Source organism: Embleya sp. NPDC020630 (genome assembly GCF_044334985.1).
Lineage (GTDB): Bacteria > Actinomycetota > Actinomycetes > Streptomycetales > Streptomycetaceae > Embleya.
On sequence record NZ_JBIRUB010000001.1, the window covers coordinates 270353 to 288429 of the forward strand.

General features: G+C 71.7%; 17 protein-coding genes and 1 pseudogene. 12 read left to right on the forward strand and 6 right to left on the reverse strand.

Translation table 11 applies throughout. From position 1 onward, the window contains the following. Positions 1 to 100 precede the first annotated feature (100 nt). The 3 genes from ACH4XV_RS01070 to ACH4XV_RS01080 are packed head-to-tail and all read left to right on the forward strand — an operon-like array spanning position 101 to position 2997. Positions 101 to 1609 (forward strand): lactate utilization protein B, encoded by a 1509-nt coding sequence (locus ACH4XV_RS01070; RefSeq protein WP_395785880.1) that lies wholly within the window; start codon positions 101 to 103, stop codon positions 1607 to 1609. Beyond that, the gene (locus ACH4XV_RS01075; RefSeq protein WP_395785882.1) at positions 1606 to 2292 is read left to right on the forward strand and encodes a lactate utilization protein C; all 687 of its coding nucleotides are present in this window, start codon (positions 1606 to 1608) and stop codon (positions 2290 to 2292) included. Before ACH4XV_RS01070 ends, ACH4XV_RS01075 begins: the two co-directional genes overlap by 4 nt. A 30-nt stretch (positions 2293 to 2322) precedes the next feature. Continuing rightward, positions 2323 to 2997 (forward strand): hypothetical protein, encoded by a 675-nt coding sequence (locus ACH4XV_RS01080; RefSeq protein WP_395785884.1) that lies wholly within the window; start codon positions 2323 to 2325, stop codon positions 2995 to 2997. A gap of 90 nt (positions 2998 to 3087) precedes the next feature. Here the strand turns inward: ACH4XV_RS01080 and ACH4XV_RS01085 are convergent, their stop codons facing one another. Further along, entirely contained in the window at positions 3088 to 3642 is a 555-nt protein-coding gene (locus ACH4XV_RS01085; protein ID WP_395785886.1) for a hypothetical protein, read from the reverse strand. Positions 3643 to 3785: 143 nt separating this feature from the next. Here ACH4XV_RS01085 and ACH4XV_RS01090 point away from each other — a divergent pair, with 143 nt between their 5' ends. Then, entirely contained in the window at positions 3786 to 4463 is a 678-nt protein-coding gene (locus ACH4XV_RS01090; RefSeq protein ID WP_395785887.1) for a response regulator transcription factor, read from the forward strand. Positions 4464 to 4627: 164 nt separating this feature from the next. After that, positions 4628 to 5989 (forward strand): sensor histidine kinase, encoded by a 1362-nt coding sequence (locus ACH4XV_RS01095; RefSeq protein WP_395787030.1) that lies wholly within the window; start codon positions 4628 to 4630, stop codon positions 5987 to 5989. 428 nt (positions 5990 to 6417) lie between these two features. Here the strand turns inward: ACH4XV_RS01095 and ACH4XV_RS01100 are convergent, their stop codons facing one another. Together ACH4XV_RS01100 and ACH4XV_RS01105 are read right to left on the reverse strand one after the other, a co-directional pair. After that, positions 6418 to 7647 carry a styrene monooxygenase/indole monooxygenase family protein gene (locus ACH4XV_RS01100; protein ID WP_395785889.1) on the reverse strand — a complete coding sequence of 410 codons (1230 nt, stop codon included), beginning with the start codon at positions 7645 to 7647 and terminating at the stop codon, positions 6418 to 6420. Between the two features lie 163 nt (positions 7648 to 7810). Then, the gene (locus ACH4XV_RS01105) at positions 7811 to 8284 is read right to left on the reverse strand and encodes a hypothetical protein (protein ID WP_395785891.1); all 474 of its coding nucleotides are present in this window, start codon (positions 8282 to 8284) and stop codon (positions 7811 to 7813) included. A gap of 166 nt (positions 8285 to 8450) precedes the next feature. On the opposite strand from ACH4XV_RS01105, the gene ACH4XV_RS01110 reads away from it, so the two are divergent. Both ACH4XV_RS01110 and ACH4XV_RS01115 read left to right on the forward strand, forming a co-directional pair. After that, positions 8451 to 10964 (forward strand): DEAD/DEAH box helicase, encoded by a 2514-nt coding sequence (locus ACH4XV_RS01110; protein WP_395785893.1) that lies wholly within the window; start codon positions 8451 to 8453, stop codon positions 10962 to 10964. A gap of 83 nt (positions 10965 to 11047) precedes the next feature. After that, on the forward strand, positions 11048 to 11431 hold the full coding sequence (locus tag ACH4XV_RS01115; protein ID WP_395785895.1) for a hypothetical protein: 384 nt from the start codon (positions 11048 to 11050) through the stop codon (positions 11429 to 11431). A 21-nt stretch (positions 11432 to 11452) separates the two neighbouring features. On the opposite strand, the gene ACH4XV_RS01120 is transcribed toward ACH4XV_RS01115, so the two are convergent. Both ACH4XV_RS01120 and ACH4XV_RS01125 read right to left on the reverse strand, forming a co-directional pair. Next, the gene (locus ACH4XV_RS01120) at positions 11453 to 12313 is read right to left on the reverse strand and encodes an aminoglycoside phosphotransferase (protein WP_395785897.1); all 861 of its coding nucleotides are present in this window, start codon (positions 12311 to 12313) and stop codon (positions 11453 to 11455) included. Positions 12314 to 13002: 689 nt separating this feature from the next. Next, positions 13003 to 13584 (reverse strand): annotated as a pseudogene (locus ACH4XV_RS01125) (DUF2867 domain-containing protein); the annotation flags it as partial. A gap of 101 nt (positions 13585 to 13685) precedes the next feature. Here ACH4XV_RS01125 and ACH4XV_RS01130 point away from each other — a divergent pair. Together ACH4XV_RS01130 and ACH4XV_RS01135 are read left to right on the forward strand one after the other, a co-directional pair. Continuing rightward, positions 13686 to 14255: a TetR/AcrR family transcriptional regulator gene (locus ACH4XV_RS01130; RefSeq protein WP_395785899.1), complete on the forward strand. Its 570-nt coding sequence runs from the start codon at positions 13686 to 13688 to the stop codon at positions 14253 to 14255. Between the two features lie 118 nt (positions 14256 to 14373). Further along, positions 14374 to 14676 (forward strand): hypothetical protein, encoded by a 303-nt coding sequence (locus ACH4XV_RS01135; protein ID WP_395785901.1) that lies wholly within the window; start codon positions 14374 to 14376, stop codon positions 14674 to 14676. Positions 14677 to 14694: 18 nt separating this feature from the next. On the opposite strand, the gene ACH4XV_RS01140 is transcribed toward ACH4XV_RS01135, so the two are convergent. Next, positions 14695 to 14904, reverse strand: a complete 210-nt coding sequence (locus ACH4XV_RS01140; protein WP_395785903.1) for a hypothetical protein — start codon at positions 14902 to 14904, stop codon at positions 14695 to 14697. 735 nt (positions 14905 to 15639) lie between these two features. On the opposite strand from ACH4XV_RS01140, the gene ACH4XV_RS01145 reads away from it, so the two are divergent. The 3 genes from ACH4XV_RS01145 to ACH4XV_RS01155 all read left to right on the forward strand — a co-directional run bounded on the left by ACH4XV_RS01145 (position 15640) and on the right by ACH4XV_RS01155 (position 18024). Next, the gene (locus tag ACH4XV_RS01145) at positions 15640 to 16974 is read left to right on the forward strand and encodes a transcriptional regulator (RefSeq protein WP_395785904.1); all 1335 of its coding nucleotides are present in this window, start codon (positions 15640 to 15642) and stop codon (positions 16972 to 16974) included. A gap of 126 nt (positions 16975 to 17100) precedes the next feature. Continuing rightward, positions 17101 to 17394, forward strand: coding sequence for a 4a-hydroxytetrahydrobiopterin dehydratase (locus ACH4XV_RS01150; RefSeq protein WP_395785906.1), 294 nt, complete (start codon positions 17101 to 17103; stop codon positions 17392 to 17394). Positions 17395 to 17448: 54 nt separating this feature from the next. Further along, on the forward strand, positions 17449 to 18024 hold the full coding sequence (locus tag ACH4XV_RS01155) for an HD family hydrolase (RefSeq protein ID WP_395785908.1): 576 nt from the start codon (positions 17449 to 17451) through the stop codon (positions 18022 to 18024). Positions 18025 to 18077 lie beyond the last annotated feature (53 nt).

The following is an 18077-nucleotide window of genomic DNA, read 5'->3' on the forward strand; positions in this document are numbered from 1 at the left end:
CGTTGCGTAGGCCGTACCGGCTGCGGTTTTAGGGGCAGCGGTGTGGCCTGGATGGCCTGTGAGCCGAATTTCCTTGACCCGTTGATCGGAAAGCTTTGTCATGACCTCACCGCCCACGTTCTTGGGTATGCCGCCGTTTCCCGAGGCTGCTCGATCTGCCGTGTCGAATCCTCAACTTCGGCATAATCTGCGCAAGGCCACTCATACCATTCGGGATAAACGGGCCCATGTGGTCGGTGAGCTTTCCGACTGGGGTGAGCTTCGGGCCGCCGGGGCGGCGATCAAGGATCGGACGCTGCGTCGGCTCGACGAGTACCTGGTCGCCGCCGAGGCGGCCGTCACCGCCGCCGGGGGCACCGTGCACTGGGCGGCGGACGCGGCGGAGGCGAACCGCATCGTCGCCGACCTGGTTCGGGCCACCGGTGAGACCGAGGTGGTCAAGGTCAAGTCGATGGTCACCCAGGAGATCGGGCTCAACGAGGCGTTGGCCGCCGAGGGCATTCGGGCCTACGAGACCGATCTGGCCGAGTTGATCGTGCAGTTGGGCGACGACCTGCCGTCGCACATCCTGGTGCCCGCCATCCACCGCAACCGGGCCGAGATCCGGGAGATCTTCGTCCGGGAGATGGCCGAGTGGGGGGTACCGGCGCCACCCGGACTGACCGACGAGCCGGCCGCGCTGGCCGAGGCCGCGCGGCGGCACCTGCGGGAGCGCTTCCTGTCCGCGAAGGTCGCGGTATCCGGCGCGAACTTCCTGGTGGCCGAGACCGGCACGCTGGTCGTGGTCGAGTCAGAGGGCAACGGGCGGATGTGTCTGACCCTGCCCGAGACGCTGATCTCCGTGGTCGGCATCGAGAAGGTGGTGCCGACCTGGGCCGACCTGGAGGTGTTCCTGCAACTCCTGCCCAGGAGTTCGACCGGGGAGCGGATGAACCCGTACACCTCGATGTGGACCGGCGTCACCCCCGGCGACGGCCCCCGGGACTTCCACCTGGTGCTGCTCGACAACGGCCGCACCGACGTGCTGGCCGACACCACCGGACGGCAGGCGTTGCGCTGCATCCGGTGTTCGGCCTGCCTGAACGTGTGTCCGGTGTACGAGCGCACCGGGGGACACGCGTACGGGTCGGTGTACCCGGGGCCGATCGGCGCGATCCTGGTGCCGCAACTGCGGGGCGTGGCCACCGGGAAGGTGGACCCGCAGACCGCGTCGCTGCCCTACGCGTCGTCGTTGTGCGGTGCCTGCTACGAGGTGTGCCCGGTCGCCATCGACATCCCCGAGGTGCTGGTGCACCTGCGCGAACAGGTGGTCGAGGGCGGCGGTCACCGGGCCGAGCGGGCGGCGATGCGGGCGGCCGAGTGGGTGCTCGACGACGCGAAGCGGCTGCGCACCGTACAGCGGGTGGCGGCCCGCTCGCGTCGGTTGTTGCCGCGCCGCGCGCCCGGGCCGGGTGCGGCCTGGTCGGACAGCCGGGCCCTGCCGGAGGTGCCGGCGCAGTCCTTCCGCGACTGGTGGGTGCGCGAACGCGGCGCGCCGCCGGCGCGGCACCCGGCCGCTCCGGCGCAACCGCCGGCGGAGAAGAACCGGATCGAGGAGGACGACCGATGAGTTCGCGTGCAGCGATCCTGGCCCGGGTCCGCCGGGCGCTCGCCGACGTGCCGAGCGGCGACGACTCCCCGGTCGTGCGCGACTACGCACGGGCGCATGTCACCGAAGGTGTGCTCGACCTGTTCGTCGAGCACCTGCGCGACTATCGGGCCGTCGTGCACGAGGTCGCCGAGGACGCCCTCCCGGACGCGGTCGCGGCGGCGGTCGCGCGGCGCGGGGCCCGCACCCTGGTGACCCCGGCGGGGCTGCCTGCGGCGTGGACGGCCGGTCTCGCCGAGGGGGTGTGCCTGGCGGACGGTTGGGCGTACGGGCAGTTGTACGAAAACCGTATTAATAACAGGCCTGAGATCGTCGAGCCCGCCGGCACCCTCAGCACGTCCGCCCTCGACACCGCCGACGGCGTACTCACCGCCGCCGCCGTCGGCATCGCCGAAACCGGCACGATCGTGCTCGACGCCGGGCCCGGCCAGGGTCGTCGGGCGTTGACCCTGGTGCCGGACTGGCACCTGTGTGTGATTCGCGCCGCCGACGTGGTCGCCTCGGTGCCCCAGGCGCTCGAACGACTCGACCCCGGTCGACCGCTGACCTGGATCTCCGGGCCGTCCGCGACGAGCGACATCGAGTTGAATCGGGTCGAGGGCGTGCACGGGCCGCGCACCCTCGAAGTCCTGATCGTGCGGTGACGGGCCGCCGATCATTTACAGTCCATAGGCGTGGCACCTGATACGAACGCACTCGTCCGCTCGACCAAGAACCTGATGGAGATGGTCGACCTCCTCGGCAACACCAGCCCGCCGGAGGCGTACGACGCGATCGCCGAGCAGTTGGCGAACACGCGGCGGCTGCTCGGTCAGTTGACCGCGCCGGCGCCGACCACGTTGTGCAACGAGCATCCGCACGGCCCGGTCGACGAGGACGCGCGGGACAAGTGCCTGTTCTGCGAGAACCGGCGACGGCGCGGCCGGGCCCGGGACGCGGCCGACGCGCGACCACGTTCGGCGCCGTGTCCCCGGCACCCCGAGCGCGGTCTGCTCGCGCTCGGCGAGACGTGTCCGCTGTGCGGTGGCCCCGAGGGCGCGTCGATGCCGCGTCAGGGTGTGCCGAGCGTGCGCGACCCGCGGCCGGCGCCGTTGGCCGGTGTCCGGGGCGTCGACATGCGGCTGACCGTGCTCACCCGGCAACTCGCCGGGATGGCGGGCGAACCGGGCCAGGACGCGCGCGGGGAGGCATTGCTCGCCGCGGCGGTCGACGCGCTCAAGGGCGCCCAGGGGCTGATCCAGGCGGCCAACGCGTTCTCCGAGGGGCGCGGCGACGAGGGGTACAACACCGCCACGCGGGTCGCGCGCGGTCTGCGCGCCACGGCCGCCGAGGTGCTGGAGGACCTGTGAGCCGGGCGGGTCGCGGGGCGCGAGGGCACGGCAGGGGTCGGGGCGCGTAGGCCGGCTCGGCCGCGTGGGTCGTCCGGTCCGCGCCGGTCGTCAGTCCTCGTAGGTCGAGGCGATCGGGTCGTGCCCGTTCCACACCACGAAGACCGACGAGGTCTGTCCGTGTCGGATGAAGTCGACCCGGATCCACCGGTCGCCCGGCCACACCTTGACCGCCCACCCCGAGTTCGGCGTCGCGGCGATCAGCGTCGCGATGGTCGCCTGGTAGCGGAACGACGCCCGCCCGCCGCGCACCTCGAAACTCTGCACCGCCGCGGCCGGCTGCTCCCGCAACTGCGCGGGCGGCGGCGCCTGCGGGGCCTTCGTGGTCGGCGGGGTCGTGGTCGGGGGCGGGGACGACGAGGTCGGCGGCGGGGTGCGGTTGACGGCCGAGATCAGGTCCGGCGCCTCGGAGGTCGGCGGCGCCGAGGGCGTGGGCGGCGATGTGGACACCGAGGGCGGCGGTTCGTTCCCGGCCACCGGGCTCGGCGGCCGGGGCGGCTCGAACACGGTCTCGCGCAGCACACTGCGCACCCCCCACCAGGAGAGCGCGACGGCGACCGCGGTCACCGCGAGCCACACCGAGATCGACGTGATGATTCTCCGCACGAGCCCTATCCTCCCGCCTCGGCCCCACCCCTCCCCGGCGGGGTGGGGCCGAGGTCGCGGGCCCCACCCGGGCTGGGCGGAGCCGACCGCGCGGGCCCCTCCCGGGCTGGACGGAGCCGACCCTACGGGTACGGTTCCGAACCATGGCACAGGTGCTCGTTGTCGAGGACGACCAATTCGTACGTTCGGCGCTGATCCGCTACCTCACTTCGTCCTCCCACGCGGTGCGCAGCGTGGGCACCGCCCTGGAGGCGCTGCGCGAGGTGGCCCAGTATTCGTTCGACGTGGTCATCCTGGATCTCGGCCTGCCGGATCTGGACGGATCCGAGGCATTGAAGATGTTGCGCGGCATATCCGACGTCCCGGTGATCATCGCGACCGCCCGGGACGACGAGGCGGAGGTGGTCCGGCTGCTCAACGCCGGCGCCGACGACTATGTGACGAAGCCGTTCTCCGGGGAGCATCTGGGTGCCCGGTTGTCGGCCGTGCTGCGCCGCGCGCGCGGCGGCAGCACACCCGAGGTGTTCACCACCGGCGGCCTGCGAATCGACACCCGGCGCCGCGAGGCGCACCTGGACGGCCGCGAACTGGATTTGACCCGGCGCGAGTTCGACCTGCTGGCGTTCCTGGCCGCGCGGGCCGGCCGGGTGGTGCCGCGGCGGGAGATCCTGGCCGAGGTGTGGGGTCAGGCGTACGGGGACGACCAGACCATCGACGTGCACCTGTCGTGGTTGCGCCGCAAGCTCGGCGAGAAGGCGCGGGAGCCGAGGTATCTGCATACCGTGCGGGGTGTCGGGGTGAAGCTGGAGCCCCCGGCGTGAGACTGCGCTCGGGCGGGCGCGGGGCGACGGGGCGGCGTGGGGAGGGCCGCTCCGGTGGTCGGACGGCGGGTGCGGCGGAGCGGGCCGGCGGGTCCGCCCGGGTTTCGGGGTCGGGCAGTCCGAGGTCGGAGCGCGGCCCGAGGCCGGCCCGGGCGCCGAGGGGGCTGCGCGGCACGTTGGTCCGGGTCTCGTTGGCGGTGACCACGATGGTGGCGCTGGCGTTCCTGATCCCGCTGGTGCTGGTGATCCGGGAGATTGCCGCGGACCGGACCTTCACCGATGCCGAGCGGCAGGCCGCCGCGTTGCAGCCGGCGCTGGTGATCACCACCGATCGGGCCGCGCTGGAGCCGGCGATCGCGAGTGTGCCGGCCGGTTCGGGCGGGCGGATCGCGATCCACCTGCCGGACGGGTCGGTGCTCGGGCGACCGCGGGCGAGCGAGCACAACGTGGCGGGCGCGCGCGAGTCGGCCCGCTCGTTCCGGGTCCGGGCGGGCGGCGGCTGGGCGCTGTTGCAGCCGGTGGTGCTGGATCAGGGGCGGATCACGGTGATCGAGGTGTACGTCCCGGACGGCGACCTCGACCACGGCGTGGGCACCGCGTGGCTGGTGCTGACGGGGGTGGCGGTGGTTCTGGTCGGTGGTTCGGTCCTGGTCGCCGACCGGCTCGGCGCGCAGGTGGTGCGCTCGGCCCGGTCGTTGGCCGCCGCCGCGCGGTCGCTGGGTACGGGCGACCTGGAGGCGCGGATCGCCCCGCAGGGCCCCTCCGAACTCCAGGAGGCCGCCACGTCGTTCAACACGATGGCCGATCGGGTCGAGCAACTGCTGGCCAACGAGCGGGAGATGGCCGCCGACCTGTCGCATCGCCTGCGCACGCCGCTGACCGCGCTGCGGCTGAACGCGGCGGCGCTCGGCGACGATCCGGTGGCCGAGCAGACCCGGCACGCGGTGGCGCAACTGGAGCGCGAGGTGGACGAGTTGATCCGCGGCGCGCGCCGGTCCAGCGCGAGCATCGAACGGGTGGGCTGCGACGCGGCGGAGGTGGTGCGGGCCCGGATGGACTTCTGGTCCGCGCTGGCCGAGGACGAGGACCGCCCGTGGCAGCTGGTGGGCGCGGAGGTGCCGGTACGGGTCCCGGTGTCCCGGGGCGACCTGGCGGCCGGTCTGGACGCGATGTTGGGCAACGTGTTCCGGCACACCGAGGAGGGGGTGCCGTTCTCCGTCACGCTGCACGCGGGCCGGGAATCGGTGATCCTGCTGGTCGCCGACGGCGGCCCCGGCATCGCCGACCCGGAGACCGCGCTGCGGCGCGGGCACGGCCAGGGCGGCGACGGCTCGACCGGCCTGGGCCTGGACATCGTGCGCCGGCTCGCGGAGGCCACCGGGGGAGAGGTCGGCCTGGGCCGCTCGGTGCTCGGCGGCGCGGAGGTGAGCGTGCGGTTGGGTGCGGGCCGTACGGAAGCGGTCACCCGGCGCAGTCGTCGGGCCGGCAAGAGTCGGCGCGGCCGGCGCCGGACCGGTGTCGGCTGAGTGCCCCGACACCTTCCGCGGGTTGTCGGCGGCGCCGATCTTCTCACTCTGAGTTACTGGTCGTGTGCCCCCCGGAACCTCGGCGACGATTCACTCTTAAGAGGGCCTTAAACCCTCGTCCCGGGCCCAATCCGGTCGGGTCGACAGGTGTTCTTCGGCCATGGTTTTCACTAGCCTTCAGAACGACGGTCCATTCGGAACCAACGGGACTCCCCCCTTTCCGAGTGGGCCAGGCGCAGCCCAATCCCCCCCAGGGTCTGTAGCCGTTCGGGGATCTGATCCCCGGCCGTTCGTGTCCCCACCCCCACCCGGGGCACGACGGCACCGGCCCGAGAGCGTGAGCTCTCGGGCCGGTCTTCTTTGTGCGCCCGTCGGCGCCGATCGTGGAGTCCTGGGTCGCCGGACCCCACGCCGGGGAGCCGATCGCCCTACAGCGCGCCGACACCGTGCAGGAACGCCTTCGTCTTCTCCGGCTCGTACATGAACTCCTCGAACTCCGCCGGGTTGTCGAAAGCGCTCATGATCGCGTCGCAGACGGCCGGGCAGTCGTTGCCCGCGCCCATCAGCACCTGCACGTGCTCCGGCGGGGCGCCGAGCAGGGCGGTGGAGAACTTCACCCCGTGCCGGGCGCGCTCCCAGAACGTGGCGAAGAGCGACTCCATCCAGGCCGCGTCGAACGGCCGGTCCCCGTGCGCCACGATCGCGTTCAGGTACAGGTCGGCGGCCCGCGCGGCGTTGTTGGCGCCCTGGCCGCTGAGCGGGTCGTTGGTGACCAGCACGTCGCCGATGCCCAGGGCGACGCCGCCGGAGGGGAGTTGGGCGACCGGCTTGCGCACGACGGGGGAGAAGCCGCCGCTGAGCACGCACATCGGGTCGGTGAGTTCGGCCCGGCTGATCCGGTCGTGATCCCACGGCGCGAACTGGCGGACCACGTCGCGCATCAGCGTCCAGTAGGCCTGCGGGTCGCGCACACCGCCGAACACGTCCAACGGTCCGCCGGGGATCGCCTCCAGCAGGATGATGTCGCACGGCCCGGACAGGGTCAGGCCCGGAAACATGATGATCTCGCCCGCCTCGGGGATGGCGTTGACGTGCAGCGCGTCGTGTCCCACCGCCGGCCTGGGCGTCGCGCCGTGGAAGTAGGCGACCGCCAACTGCCGCTGCGGGGTGGTGAATTCCGACTTCTCGTGGTCCCGGTCGAACATCGACACCAACTCGCCCTTGCCGGCGGCCACCACCACGAGGTCGTAGGCGCGGGTGAACCAGTCGATGTCGGACACCGCGACCGGGTGCACCACCAGGTTGCCGCCCCGGGCCACGAACAGCTCCATCCAGGCGGGCATCTTCATCCGCTGGTCCACCGACTGCGCGCCGCCCAAGTCGCCCAGCCAGTCCACCGCGGGTGTGCCGTCCGGGCCGGGGATGGTGAAGCCCGCCCGGTCGATCGGCGGCACCCGGTCGGCCCACAGGTCCAGCCCGTGCGGCCGTTCGAGGGCGATCGTCGACGGCATCATGATCTGTGTCGAGGTCACCCGGCCCGCGCGTATCTCGTCGGGCGTGCGCTCGGTCATCACGGTCACGTCGTAGCCGTGGGCGAGCAATCCCAGGCCGAGCTGGAGCCCGGATTGGCCGGCACCGACGATGAGGATCCTGCGCATGGCTGAAGTCCCTTCCCCTGATCAAGTCGCATGCATCGTATGGCTCGCGCTGCGTGTTCACAGGGGCACCGACGGGAACTCGGGGGCCGCCGACCGGAGATCGGGCCGCGGGGGTCGGGGAGCGGGCGTGGGCCGCGAGGGCGGCGCGCTTCGGGCGTCGACGTCAGGGGTGCGGCGCCGTCCACCGCTCGCGGGTGCTCCAGCCGGAGTCCCGGTCCCGGTCGTCCCGGATCCGTACGCTCCAGTAGTACGTGGTGCCCGACTCGTAGCGGAACCCCGACGGCCGTACCCCGGCGTGCTGCGCGGAGTGCACGACCCCGCTGTCCCACACGTCCGGGTCGACGCCGCCGGCGAGCACCGTGTCCAGCGAGCCCGGATCGGCGGAGATGACCAGCCGGTAGGTGCGCTGTGCGCGGTCGTGGCGGAGGTCGCCGTAGCGGACCGCCCAGCCGATCCCGCCCGCCCCCGCCCGCGCCTCGTCCGACATCGCGACCACGGTCGGCGCGCGTCGGGACGCCGGCGATCCGGAGCGGGCCGCGTACCCGAGCAGGCTGCCCGCCAGTACCACACCGGTGACCAGCACCAGGCCCGTGAGCAGCACCGGACCCACCCGCCCCACGCGTCGTGCCGACCCCACGAACACTCCCCGTCCCAGGCGGCGGATGATCACGCGACCCTAGAGATGTGACACGCGTCACCGGAAGCCCCCACGACCGGCGCGCGGAGCGCCGCCGCCGACGCGCGGGCGAGGTCGTATCCGGGTTGCGTCCGGGGCGGGGTCGGCGAGCAGGCAGGATAGACGGGTGACTCTCATCGATCTGCTCCCCGCCGAGGCCGACCCCGACGCCCTGTACGAAGCCTTCGCCGCGTACGCGGAAGAGCGCGGCCTCACCCTGTACCCCGCGCAGGAAGAGGCGCTGATCGAGCTGGTCTCGGGCAACAACGTCATCCTGAACACGCCGACCGGCTCCGGGAAGAGTCTGGTCGCCGCCGGCGCGCACTTCGCCGCGCTGGCCCGCAAGGAGCGCAGCTTCTACACCGCGCCGATCAAGGCGCTGGTGTCGGAGAAGTTCTTCGACCTGGTGGCCCAGTTCGGCACCGAGAACGTCGGCATGATGACCGGCGACGCCTCGGTCAACGCCGGCGCGCCGATCATCTGCTGTACCGCCGAGGTGCTGGCCAACATCGCGCTGCGCGACGGCGCGGACGCCGACGTGGGCCTGGTGGTGATGGACGAGTTCCACTTCTACGGCGACCCGGACCGGGGCTGGGCCTGGCAGATCCCGCTGATCGAGCTGCCGAGGGCGCAGTTCCTGCTGATGTCGGCGACGCTCGGCGACATGGACCACTTCCAGGCCGACCTGAAGCGGCGGACCGGCCGGTCCACCACGATCGTCAAGTCGGCCACCCGCCCGGTGCCGCTCTACTTCTCCTACCGGGTCACCCCGCTGCACGAGACCATCGAGGAGTTGCTGACCACGCGTGAGGCGCCGGTGTACATCGTGCACTTCACCCAGGCGTCGGCGGTCGAGCGGGCCCAGTCGTTGATGAGCATCAACATGTGCACGCGAGCGGAGAAGGACCAGATCGCGTCGGTGATCGGCCGCTTCCGGTTCACCACCAAGTTCGGCCGCCAGCTCTCGCGCTGGGTGCGGCACGGGATCGGCGTGCACCACGCGGGCATGTTGCCCAAGTACCGCCGGCTGGTGGAGCGCCTCGCCCAGGCCGGGCTGCTCAAGGTGATCTGCGGCACCGACACCCTCGGCGTCGGGGTCAACGTGCCGATCCGCACGGTGTTGTTCACCGCGTTGTCGAAGTACGACGGCCAGCGGGTGCGCCGGCTGCGGGCGCGCGAGTTCCACCAGATCGCCGGGCGCGCCGGGCGGGCCGGGTTCGACACGGTGGGCAACGTGGTGGCGCAGGCCCCCGAGTACGAGATCGAGAACCTCAAGGCGCTGGCCAAGGCCGGCGACGACCCGAAGAAGCGCCGCAAGGTGGTGCGCAAGAAGGCCCCGGAGGGTTTCGTCGGCTGGAACGAGGAGACCTACACCAGGCTCCAGGAGGCCGAGCCGGAGCCGCTGGCGTCCCGCTTCCGGGTCACCCACGCGATGCTGCTCGCGGTGATCAACCGGCCCGGCAACGCGTTCGAGGCGATGCGGCACCTGCTGGTCGACAACGACGAGCCGCGCGCGCAGCAGTTGCGGCACATCCGGCAGGCGATCGCGATCTACCGTTCGCTGCTCGACGGCGGCGTGGTGGAAAAGCTCGACGCCCCGGACGAGGAGGGCCTCATGGTGCGGCTCACCGTGGACCTCCAGGCCGACTTCGCGCTCAACCAGCCGCTGTCCACCTTCGCGCTGGCCGCGTTCGACCTGCTCGACCCGGAGGCGCCGACCTATGCGCTCGACGTGCTCTCGGTGGTCGAGGCGACCCTGGACGACCCGCGGCAGATCCTGGCCGCGCAGTTGAACAAGGCCAAGGGCGAGGCGGTCGGACAGATGAAGGCCGACGGCATCGAGTACGAGGAGCGGATGGAGCGGCTGGCCGACATCCAGTACCCGCGCCCGCTGGAGGAACTGCTCGAACACGCCTACGCGATCTACATGCGCAGCCACCCGTGGGTGGGCGACCACCCGCTGTCGCCGAAGTCGATCGTGCGCGACATGTTCGAGCGGGCGATGACGTTCGGCGACTACGTCGGCTGGTACGAACTCGCGCGCACCGAGGGCATCGTGCTGCGCTACCTGGCGAGCGCGTACAAGGCGCTGAACCAGACCGTGCCGGACGACGCCAAGAACGAGGACCTGCACGACATGATCGCGTGGCTGGGCGAACTCGTCCGCCAGGTCGACTCCAGCCTGCTCGACGAGTGGGAGAAGCTGGCCAACCCGGACGCGACGCAGGAGGAGCTGGACGACATCGAGGGGCGGACCACGCCCGTCACCGCCAACGAGCGCGCGTTTCGGGTCCTGGTGCGCAACGCGCTCTTTCGGCGGGTGGAACTCGCGGCGCTGCGGCGCTACTTCCAGCTCGGCGAGTTGTCCGAGCAGGAGGGCGACACGGCGTGGGATTCGGAGCGCTGGCAGGACGCGTTGGAGGACTACTGGGACGAGCACGACTCGATCGGCACCGGTCCCGACGCGCGCGGGCCCAAGCTGTTGCAGATCACCAAGGAGGACTCGGCATGGCGGGTCCGCCAGGTGTTCGACGACCCGGCGCAGGACCACGACTGGGGCATCACCGCCGAGGTGGACCTGACCGAGTCGGACGAGACCGGGCGCGCGGTGGTGCGGGTGGTGGCGGTGGACCGGATGTGAGGGGCGGCGGGCGCCGGGGCGGGACGCGCGGGGGGCGCGGGTGATTGCGGTCGATCGTATGTGAGTTCGGGCAGACTGGGCCGATGACCAAGAAGCGGCTCGCCGTCGACGCACACGGCTCGATCCTGTCCCGGAACTCGCACAACTCGGTGTTGTCGATCGGGTCGGAGGGTTCGGTGCTCTCGATCGGCTCGGTGGGCTCGGTGTTGTCGATCGGCTCGGTCGGCTCCGCGCTGTCCTTCGGGTCGGTCGGCTCGGCCCTGTCGTGCGTGTCGATCGGCTCGTTTCTGGGCGTGGCCTCTGCGTTCTCGGCGCAGTCGGTGTGGTCGGCGTTCTCGGTCCAGTCGAGCGGCGGCCTGTTCGACGCCCACAACCGGCGCCGCGACGCCCGCCGGGCGGCCCTGCCGGTGGCGGTGACGGTGGCCGCGTTGGCCACGACGGTGGTACTGACCCGACGGTCCCGCTGACGGCTCGGACGCCTCCCGGGGCTACGCCCAGACCTCGGCCCAGGCCCGGGCCGAGGGGGCGATCTCGGCCGCGCCCCGGACGCCGTCCGCCGCGTCCTCCTCCCAACGGCGCGCCTCGGCCCCGGTGAACGCGCGTACGCCCCGCGGCGTCGCCGTCCGCCATCCCGGTGTTCGGGAAGCCCATGCTCGCGCCTGCTCGGGGGTGTGGCCGCCCGCCGAGACCAGGCGCATGCCCCACAGGACGGGATCGATCCAGGCCGGCCCGAGCGCGGGCCAGGCCCAGTCGACGAGACGGGCCCGATCGCCGTCCACGAGGACGTTGCAGGCGGCCGGATCGGTGTGCATCAGGCACGCACCGGCCAGGAACGGCTCGTCCGCCGGATCGCACCAGTAACCCCAGCGATCCCACGCGGTCGGCAACGCCAACGCCGGTGTCGGGCAGCGCGCCACCTCGGCCAGGGCGTCCATCACCAGGGGCAGGTCCGGCGACCCGGGCGCGTAATCGGCGTGCCGGCCGCCGACGCCCTCGAACGCGAGCAGGTGCCACCCGGCGGCCGCCAGGCGCCACAACACGCGCGGCGCGCTCGCGGGCAGGAACGGGTTGATGCGCTCCTCCTGGGCGAGTTCATCGACGGGGGCCCAGGTCGGCCCCCACCAGCCCTTCGGATCCTGGTTCGCGCCGTCGGCGGCGGGCACGGGGTCGCGGCCACGCTGCCCCTTGACGAACACCGTGCGCCCGTCGAGCAGCGTCAACACCGCCGAGACGCCGCAGTTCGCGCCGGCACGCGTGTCCGCTGCCACGAACTCGACCCCGAGCCGCCCCGCCACCGCGCCCCGCGCCTCGACGGGAAGCCCGGTCCACGCGACGCGGTCGATGTTCACGTTTCACGACCCCGGCGGTGGCGGATGCTCCGGCGGCGCAGGCGGGTTCTTGTCCGGGGACACCGGCCCGGGCGGGCCTCCCGGGTTGTCCGGCGTGGACGGACCGCGAGGAGGCTTGCGCGTTTCACGCATGCCCGCAGCGTAGACCGCCCGGCCGCCCGGCGTAGAGAGTCGAATGACGACGTGTCCCGGCGGCCTCAGCGGACCCTGGTCGCGGCCTTGCGGAGTACGCCGGGGACCAGGCGGCGGTGTACGGCGGACAGCGGGGGCCAGATCAGCCGGCCGAGGGGGCGTTCGTAGCGCAGGAAGGTCCCGAGTGAGACCCGCCCCTCGCTCGTGCGGACGACGAGGTTGGCGGTGAGGCACGGGGACGCCGTCTCCAGGCGGATCCAGTCGGGCCCGTGTTCGGCGACGCGCCAGCCGGCCACCGTGTCCGGCGAGCGCCCGTGGGTGAGCCGCAGGCCGAGCAGGCCGCGCCAGATCAGGCGTTCCCCGGTGTTGGGGACGTCGCCGAACATCGCCCGGGCCCACTGCTCGGGCGTGGCGTCGCCGGCCGCGTCCGTGGTGAGGGTGAACACGTCGACGTAGTCGAAGTCCGGCAACGAGGTGAGGGACTGGAACGACGCGGGCATGCCCTTCCGTCCCACGACGCCGTCGACGGTGCCCGCCGGGCCGGCGCCTTCGGGGTTCGGGCGGCCGTACTCCCGCCAGGCGCGTTCCCATTGCCGGGTCAGCGCCGGGTAGACGACGAGATAGCGGAACGGCGCGATGGCGGCCATGTACAGCCGGCCGAAGGTGCCGTTGGGCTTCACCAGGACCGCCATGCGCAACTCGTGGTCGCCGCTCGCGGTCGTCACCCATCCGAGGTGCATGATCGTGTGGACGGTCTTGTTCACCAACTCCCGGGCGCACTCGGTGTCCAGCTCGTACACGGGGGTGAGCGGCATCTCCTCGGACTCCAAACCCGGGTTGTCGCGCAGGTCGGCGGGCAGGCGATCGCGCAGCGACGGAACCCGCGCCCCGAGGCCGGCCTTCGGCTCGTCCCAGCCGAGCAGGGCGCCGATCTTCCAGCGGGCGGCGAACAGGAACCGGGCCGGCGCACTCTGCTTCGCGAGTCCGCCGGCCGCGCGCATCGCGGCGAGCATGGTCGGGAAGTCGTCCGGCCCGGCGCCGGGTGTGCGGAACGACCACACGTCCTCCACCCGGAAGTCGGGGGTGAGTTCGTGGATGCGCCACGGCTGATCGGTGTACGCGGTGCGGGGGAGCTTCATGGGCAGAACCGCCTCGAATGCGCGATATACGGGTGCGTATAAAATGAGGCTAGCCGTTTTATACGGCTCCGTACATCAGCGCCGAAAGTGAAGTGGGGCACATGGTGGGAACGCCGCGCACGCCGCGCGACCGGTGGATCGAGGAGGGGTTGTCCGCGCTCGCCGCCGGCGGTCCGGACGCGGTCCGCGTGGAGGCGCTGGCCAAGCGGCTCGGCGTGACCAAGGGCGGGTTCTACGGCTACTTCGCCGACCGCGGCGCCCTGCTGGAGGCGATGCTGGAGACGTGGGAGCGGGAGAGCACCGACGAGGTGATCGACCGGGTCGAACGCGAGGGCGGCGACCCGAGGACCAAGATCCAGCGCGCGGGCGCGCTCACCTTCTCCAGCGACCGCCTCCTACCCCTGGACCTGGCCATCCGCGACTGGGCCCGCCGCGACGAGGCGGTCGCGGAGCGGCTGCGACGGGTGGACGCCCGGCGCATGGCGCTGCTGCGCGAGATGATCGGCACGTTCTGCCCCGACCCGGACGAGGTCGAGGCCCGCAGCCTGATGGCCTTCGCGATGGCGATCGGCACCCACTTCCTCGACCTCGACCACGGCCCCCGAACCAAGGCCGAAGTCCGCGCCCACGCCGCCGACATCCTCCTGGCCCGCCCCAGGCCGAAGCCCTGACGCGGACCCGCCCGCGCGGAACGGGCCGCGGTATCGCCTGATTCGTCCCTCGTGCGCGTCGTCGCCTGGGTGGGTTGCTGTCAGGGGGTCGGCCGGACCCGGGGAAATGGGGGACGACATGGCGGAGGTCGAGGGCGCGATGTCGGCCGCGGAGGGCATCGCCCGCCGGATCGACGACGGCGACGCGGACGCGTCGACGCCGGCCCACGCACTGTACGTCCGGTACTGCGTGCAGGATGCCCTCTCCCGGGTGGTCCCGCGTGCGGTCGAACTCCTCGGCAACCTCGACTCCGCCGCCTCCGCCGAGGTCGCCCACCTGACCACCTGCGCCAACGGACTGGCCCTGCACCCGCCGACCCGCGCCCGGACGACCGGCCCACTGGCGGCGTACCTGGCCGACGGCCGCCTCCCCCTCACCTGACCGGCGCGCCGGCGTCCCTCAAACGGGCCGGGTCATGGGCCCGGCCCGATACATCTCGGCAGCGGGCGCGGTGGCGGTCTTGTCGGCGAGCGCCCCGTAGTCGTACTCGACCATCCACCGGCAACCGTCGTGCCACACGCGGGAAATGGTGCCGAGATGGTGGTGCCGGCCGCCGTCGAGCTTGCGCCACAAGTGCTCGCTGACGGACCAGGGGGGTGAGGTGGACACGAGTTCTCCTCGAACGCGAAACGGAACGAAATCGGCGGTACGCGCACGGTCCAGAATCATCCGCACATAGCCGGGCGAGAACCGGACCGCATAGGCGATGACTTCGACGGACACCCCGGCCCGGTGCGCATCACCGACCGCGCCCCGTAGCGCCGCTCCGGCGGCCCGGCACTCCCGGCGGTACGCATCCCGCCGTCGGCGAGGCGTCGTCGCGGGGTCCGGCAGCCGACCGTGAAGCCGCTCGCGCTCGGCAGCGGCGGCGGCAAGGCGTACGAGGGCGAGCGGTCGGTCGTGGGATGACGAGAGCATGGCCCTCCTCGTGGGCGGTGGTTCGGGGACCGGCGCCGGCCGCCGGAAACGGTCGGGACGGCCCGCGCCGTCGGGCATGGTTCAGCCGCCCGAGTTCGAGATCCGGCCCATCGGGGGCGTGAGGAGTGTTCGCACCAGATATCCACGGCCTTCCGTCAGCAACATGGCCAACTCGGCGCGTGTCACATCCATGGGCGCACGGCCCGGGGTAAGGATCCGAATCGGACGAGCCTCGTCGCCGGACGGTCCCACATGCACTCGGTCGGGGGATTGTGTCGGCACCGTCTCTGCTCCTCTGATCGCCGCAGGTTGCATGTGACCAGGGAACCCCGTCGGACGGCTTCGGCAAGGAGCCTCCATGTGGGCCCTTGGGTGGGCCACACTGGGGGCCTGCGGTACGACATGTGCACTATGTCGGGGGCGACCATGTACGAGCACGAGCCTGTCGGCGCGCTGATTGCGCGCGTGCGGAGGCAGCAGGGCAAGACCCAACAGCGCCTCGCGGATCTGCTGTGCGAGGCGTCCGGCGATGCCACGGTCACCAGGCACGAGGTCTCGCGTTGGGAGCGCGGCACCCGTTTGCCCACACGATGGTTGCCCTGGATCTCGACTGTCCTCGGGATCAGTCGGGACGAACTCGAGGCCGCGGCTGCCCCGTTACGCGGGCGCCGCAGCCAAATCGCACCGAAGGCACCTGGTTCGGCCACACCGTGGTGCACCGAGGAATGGACTCGGGCCGACGCGGAGGCCGTTGCCCACGCCCTTACCGCCGATCACGCCGAAGGGCTCGCCGCGCGGGTGGCGCATGAATGGCTGCTCGCGGACGCGCCCCAGGTGTACGAGATGCGCTCCGGGAGGCGTGTCGGAACCGCTCTCGCCGACACCATCCGCCTCCGCAGCGACCGCCTCCGACGCATGGACGACATCGTCGGCGGCACCGAGCTCTACCCCGCCATCGCCGCCGAACTCGCCGACACCGTGCGCGTGCTCCGCGAAGGTGCCTACACCGACGAGACCGGCCGGGCCCTGTTGACGGTGGGCGCCGAACTCGCCCAGCTCGCGGGGTGGGTGGCGTCCGATCTCGGAATGCACGCACAAGCCGAGCGCGATTACCTCGCCGGTGTGCGGCTCGCGCACGGGGCGGGTGACCGGCCTCTCGCGGCGAACCTTCTGTCCACGCTCTCGTACCAAATGGCCAACACGGGCCGGGAAGCCGAGGCGGTCCTGGTCGCCCGGTCGGCGGAGGCAGGAGGCAGGGGCAAAGCGACCGCCGACGTGCGCGCGCTCCTACTCGAACGAGTGGCATGGGCCCACGCCCGAGCCGACCAACCCCGAGAGTGCGACCGGGCACTCGGCGTCGCCGACGATGCGTTCGAGCGCGGCCGACCGGGCGACGAGGAGCCCGAGTGGGTGTACTGGCTGAACCGCGACGAGATGGACGTCATGGCCGGTCGCTGCTACACCGAGCTCCGCAGACCGCTGCGCGCCGAACCACTACTGCGCGGCGCCGTCGACCGGTACGACACGAGACACACCAGGGAAGTGGCCCTCTATCTGTCGTGGTTGGCAGAGGCGTACCTCCAGGCGCGCGAAGTCGACGAAGCGGCCGGTATCGCGATGCGGGTACTCGACATCGCGGCCGGCAGCGACTCGGCACGCAGCCGCGCCCGACTGTCCCTGTTGGCCGATCGGCTCACTCGGCACGAGTCGGTGCCGGCGGTGCGCGAGTTCCGTGACCGGTTCGCGGAAGTCGTCCCGTAGCCGACTTGTCGCCGAACTCCTGGCGACGGCCAGGACTCTGGCGTCGTGAATCTCGAGTGCGGAAGGCTGGGTGGCCTGTGGCCGGCCTGGGTGGTGGCCGGGGAACGGCTGAGGAGGGCTGGGTTCATGGGTGAGCGCACACCGCTCGATCCCGCCGACGTGGCGGCCGGGCTTGCGATTCGGGAGGGCTGGTTCGGGGACTCGGCGCGGATCGCGAAGTCCTACGCCGTCGACTATCACGACGGCGTGCGACTGATTGCCGAGGTTGCCACAGTCGCCAAGGAACTGGAGCATCACCCGGATGTCGAACTGCACTGGAAGGACGCGCGGTTCAGCATGACCACCTACTCCGCAGGGGGCGTGGTGACCGAACTCGACTTCAAACTCGCCGACGCCATCGACAAGATCGTCAACCCGTAGCACCTGAGGGACATGACACACGTCAAGGGCACCGGACACGGCAAGGGGCATGGTGTGGCTGACGAGGATCGGGCGGTGGCGAACTTCCTCTTCGAGGCGGGGACGCTGAAGAATCACAAGCGCACCGGGTGGTGGATCGCCGGGGTGAAGGATCCGGAGAGTGTGGCGGAGCATTCGTGGCGGGCCGCTCTTTTGGCCTCGGTCATTGCCGAGGCGGAGGGTGCCGATCCGGCGCGGGCGGCGTTGTTGAGTGTGTGGCACGACACCGGGGAGAGCCGTACCGGGGATCTCGCGCACATCAGTCAGAAGTACGTCGGCAAGGGTGACGCGGTGGCCATCGTGGCGGACCAGTCCAAGGACATGCCCGCCGGGTTGGGGGCGTTGATGCGGTCGATCGTCGGCGAGTACGAGGCACGCGAGACGCCCGAGGCGATCTGCGCGGGTGACGCGGACAAGTTGGAGTGCCTGGTGCAGGCGATCGAGTATCGGGACCGGGGGTACGCCAACGTGGAGCGCTGGATCGTGAATTCGCAGAAGCGGATCCGCACCGAGTCCGCCAGGCGCATCGCGGCCGAACTCCTGGAGACCGGCTCACTCGACTGGCTCCGCGAGGCCATGGGCGAGTCGTAGCGATCTTCCGTTCCGCGACCGACGGGCGCGTAGGTTCGGAACCGCGTTGCCTG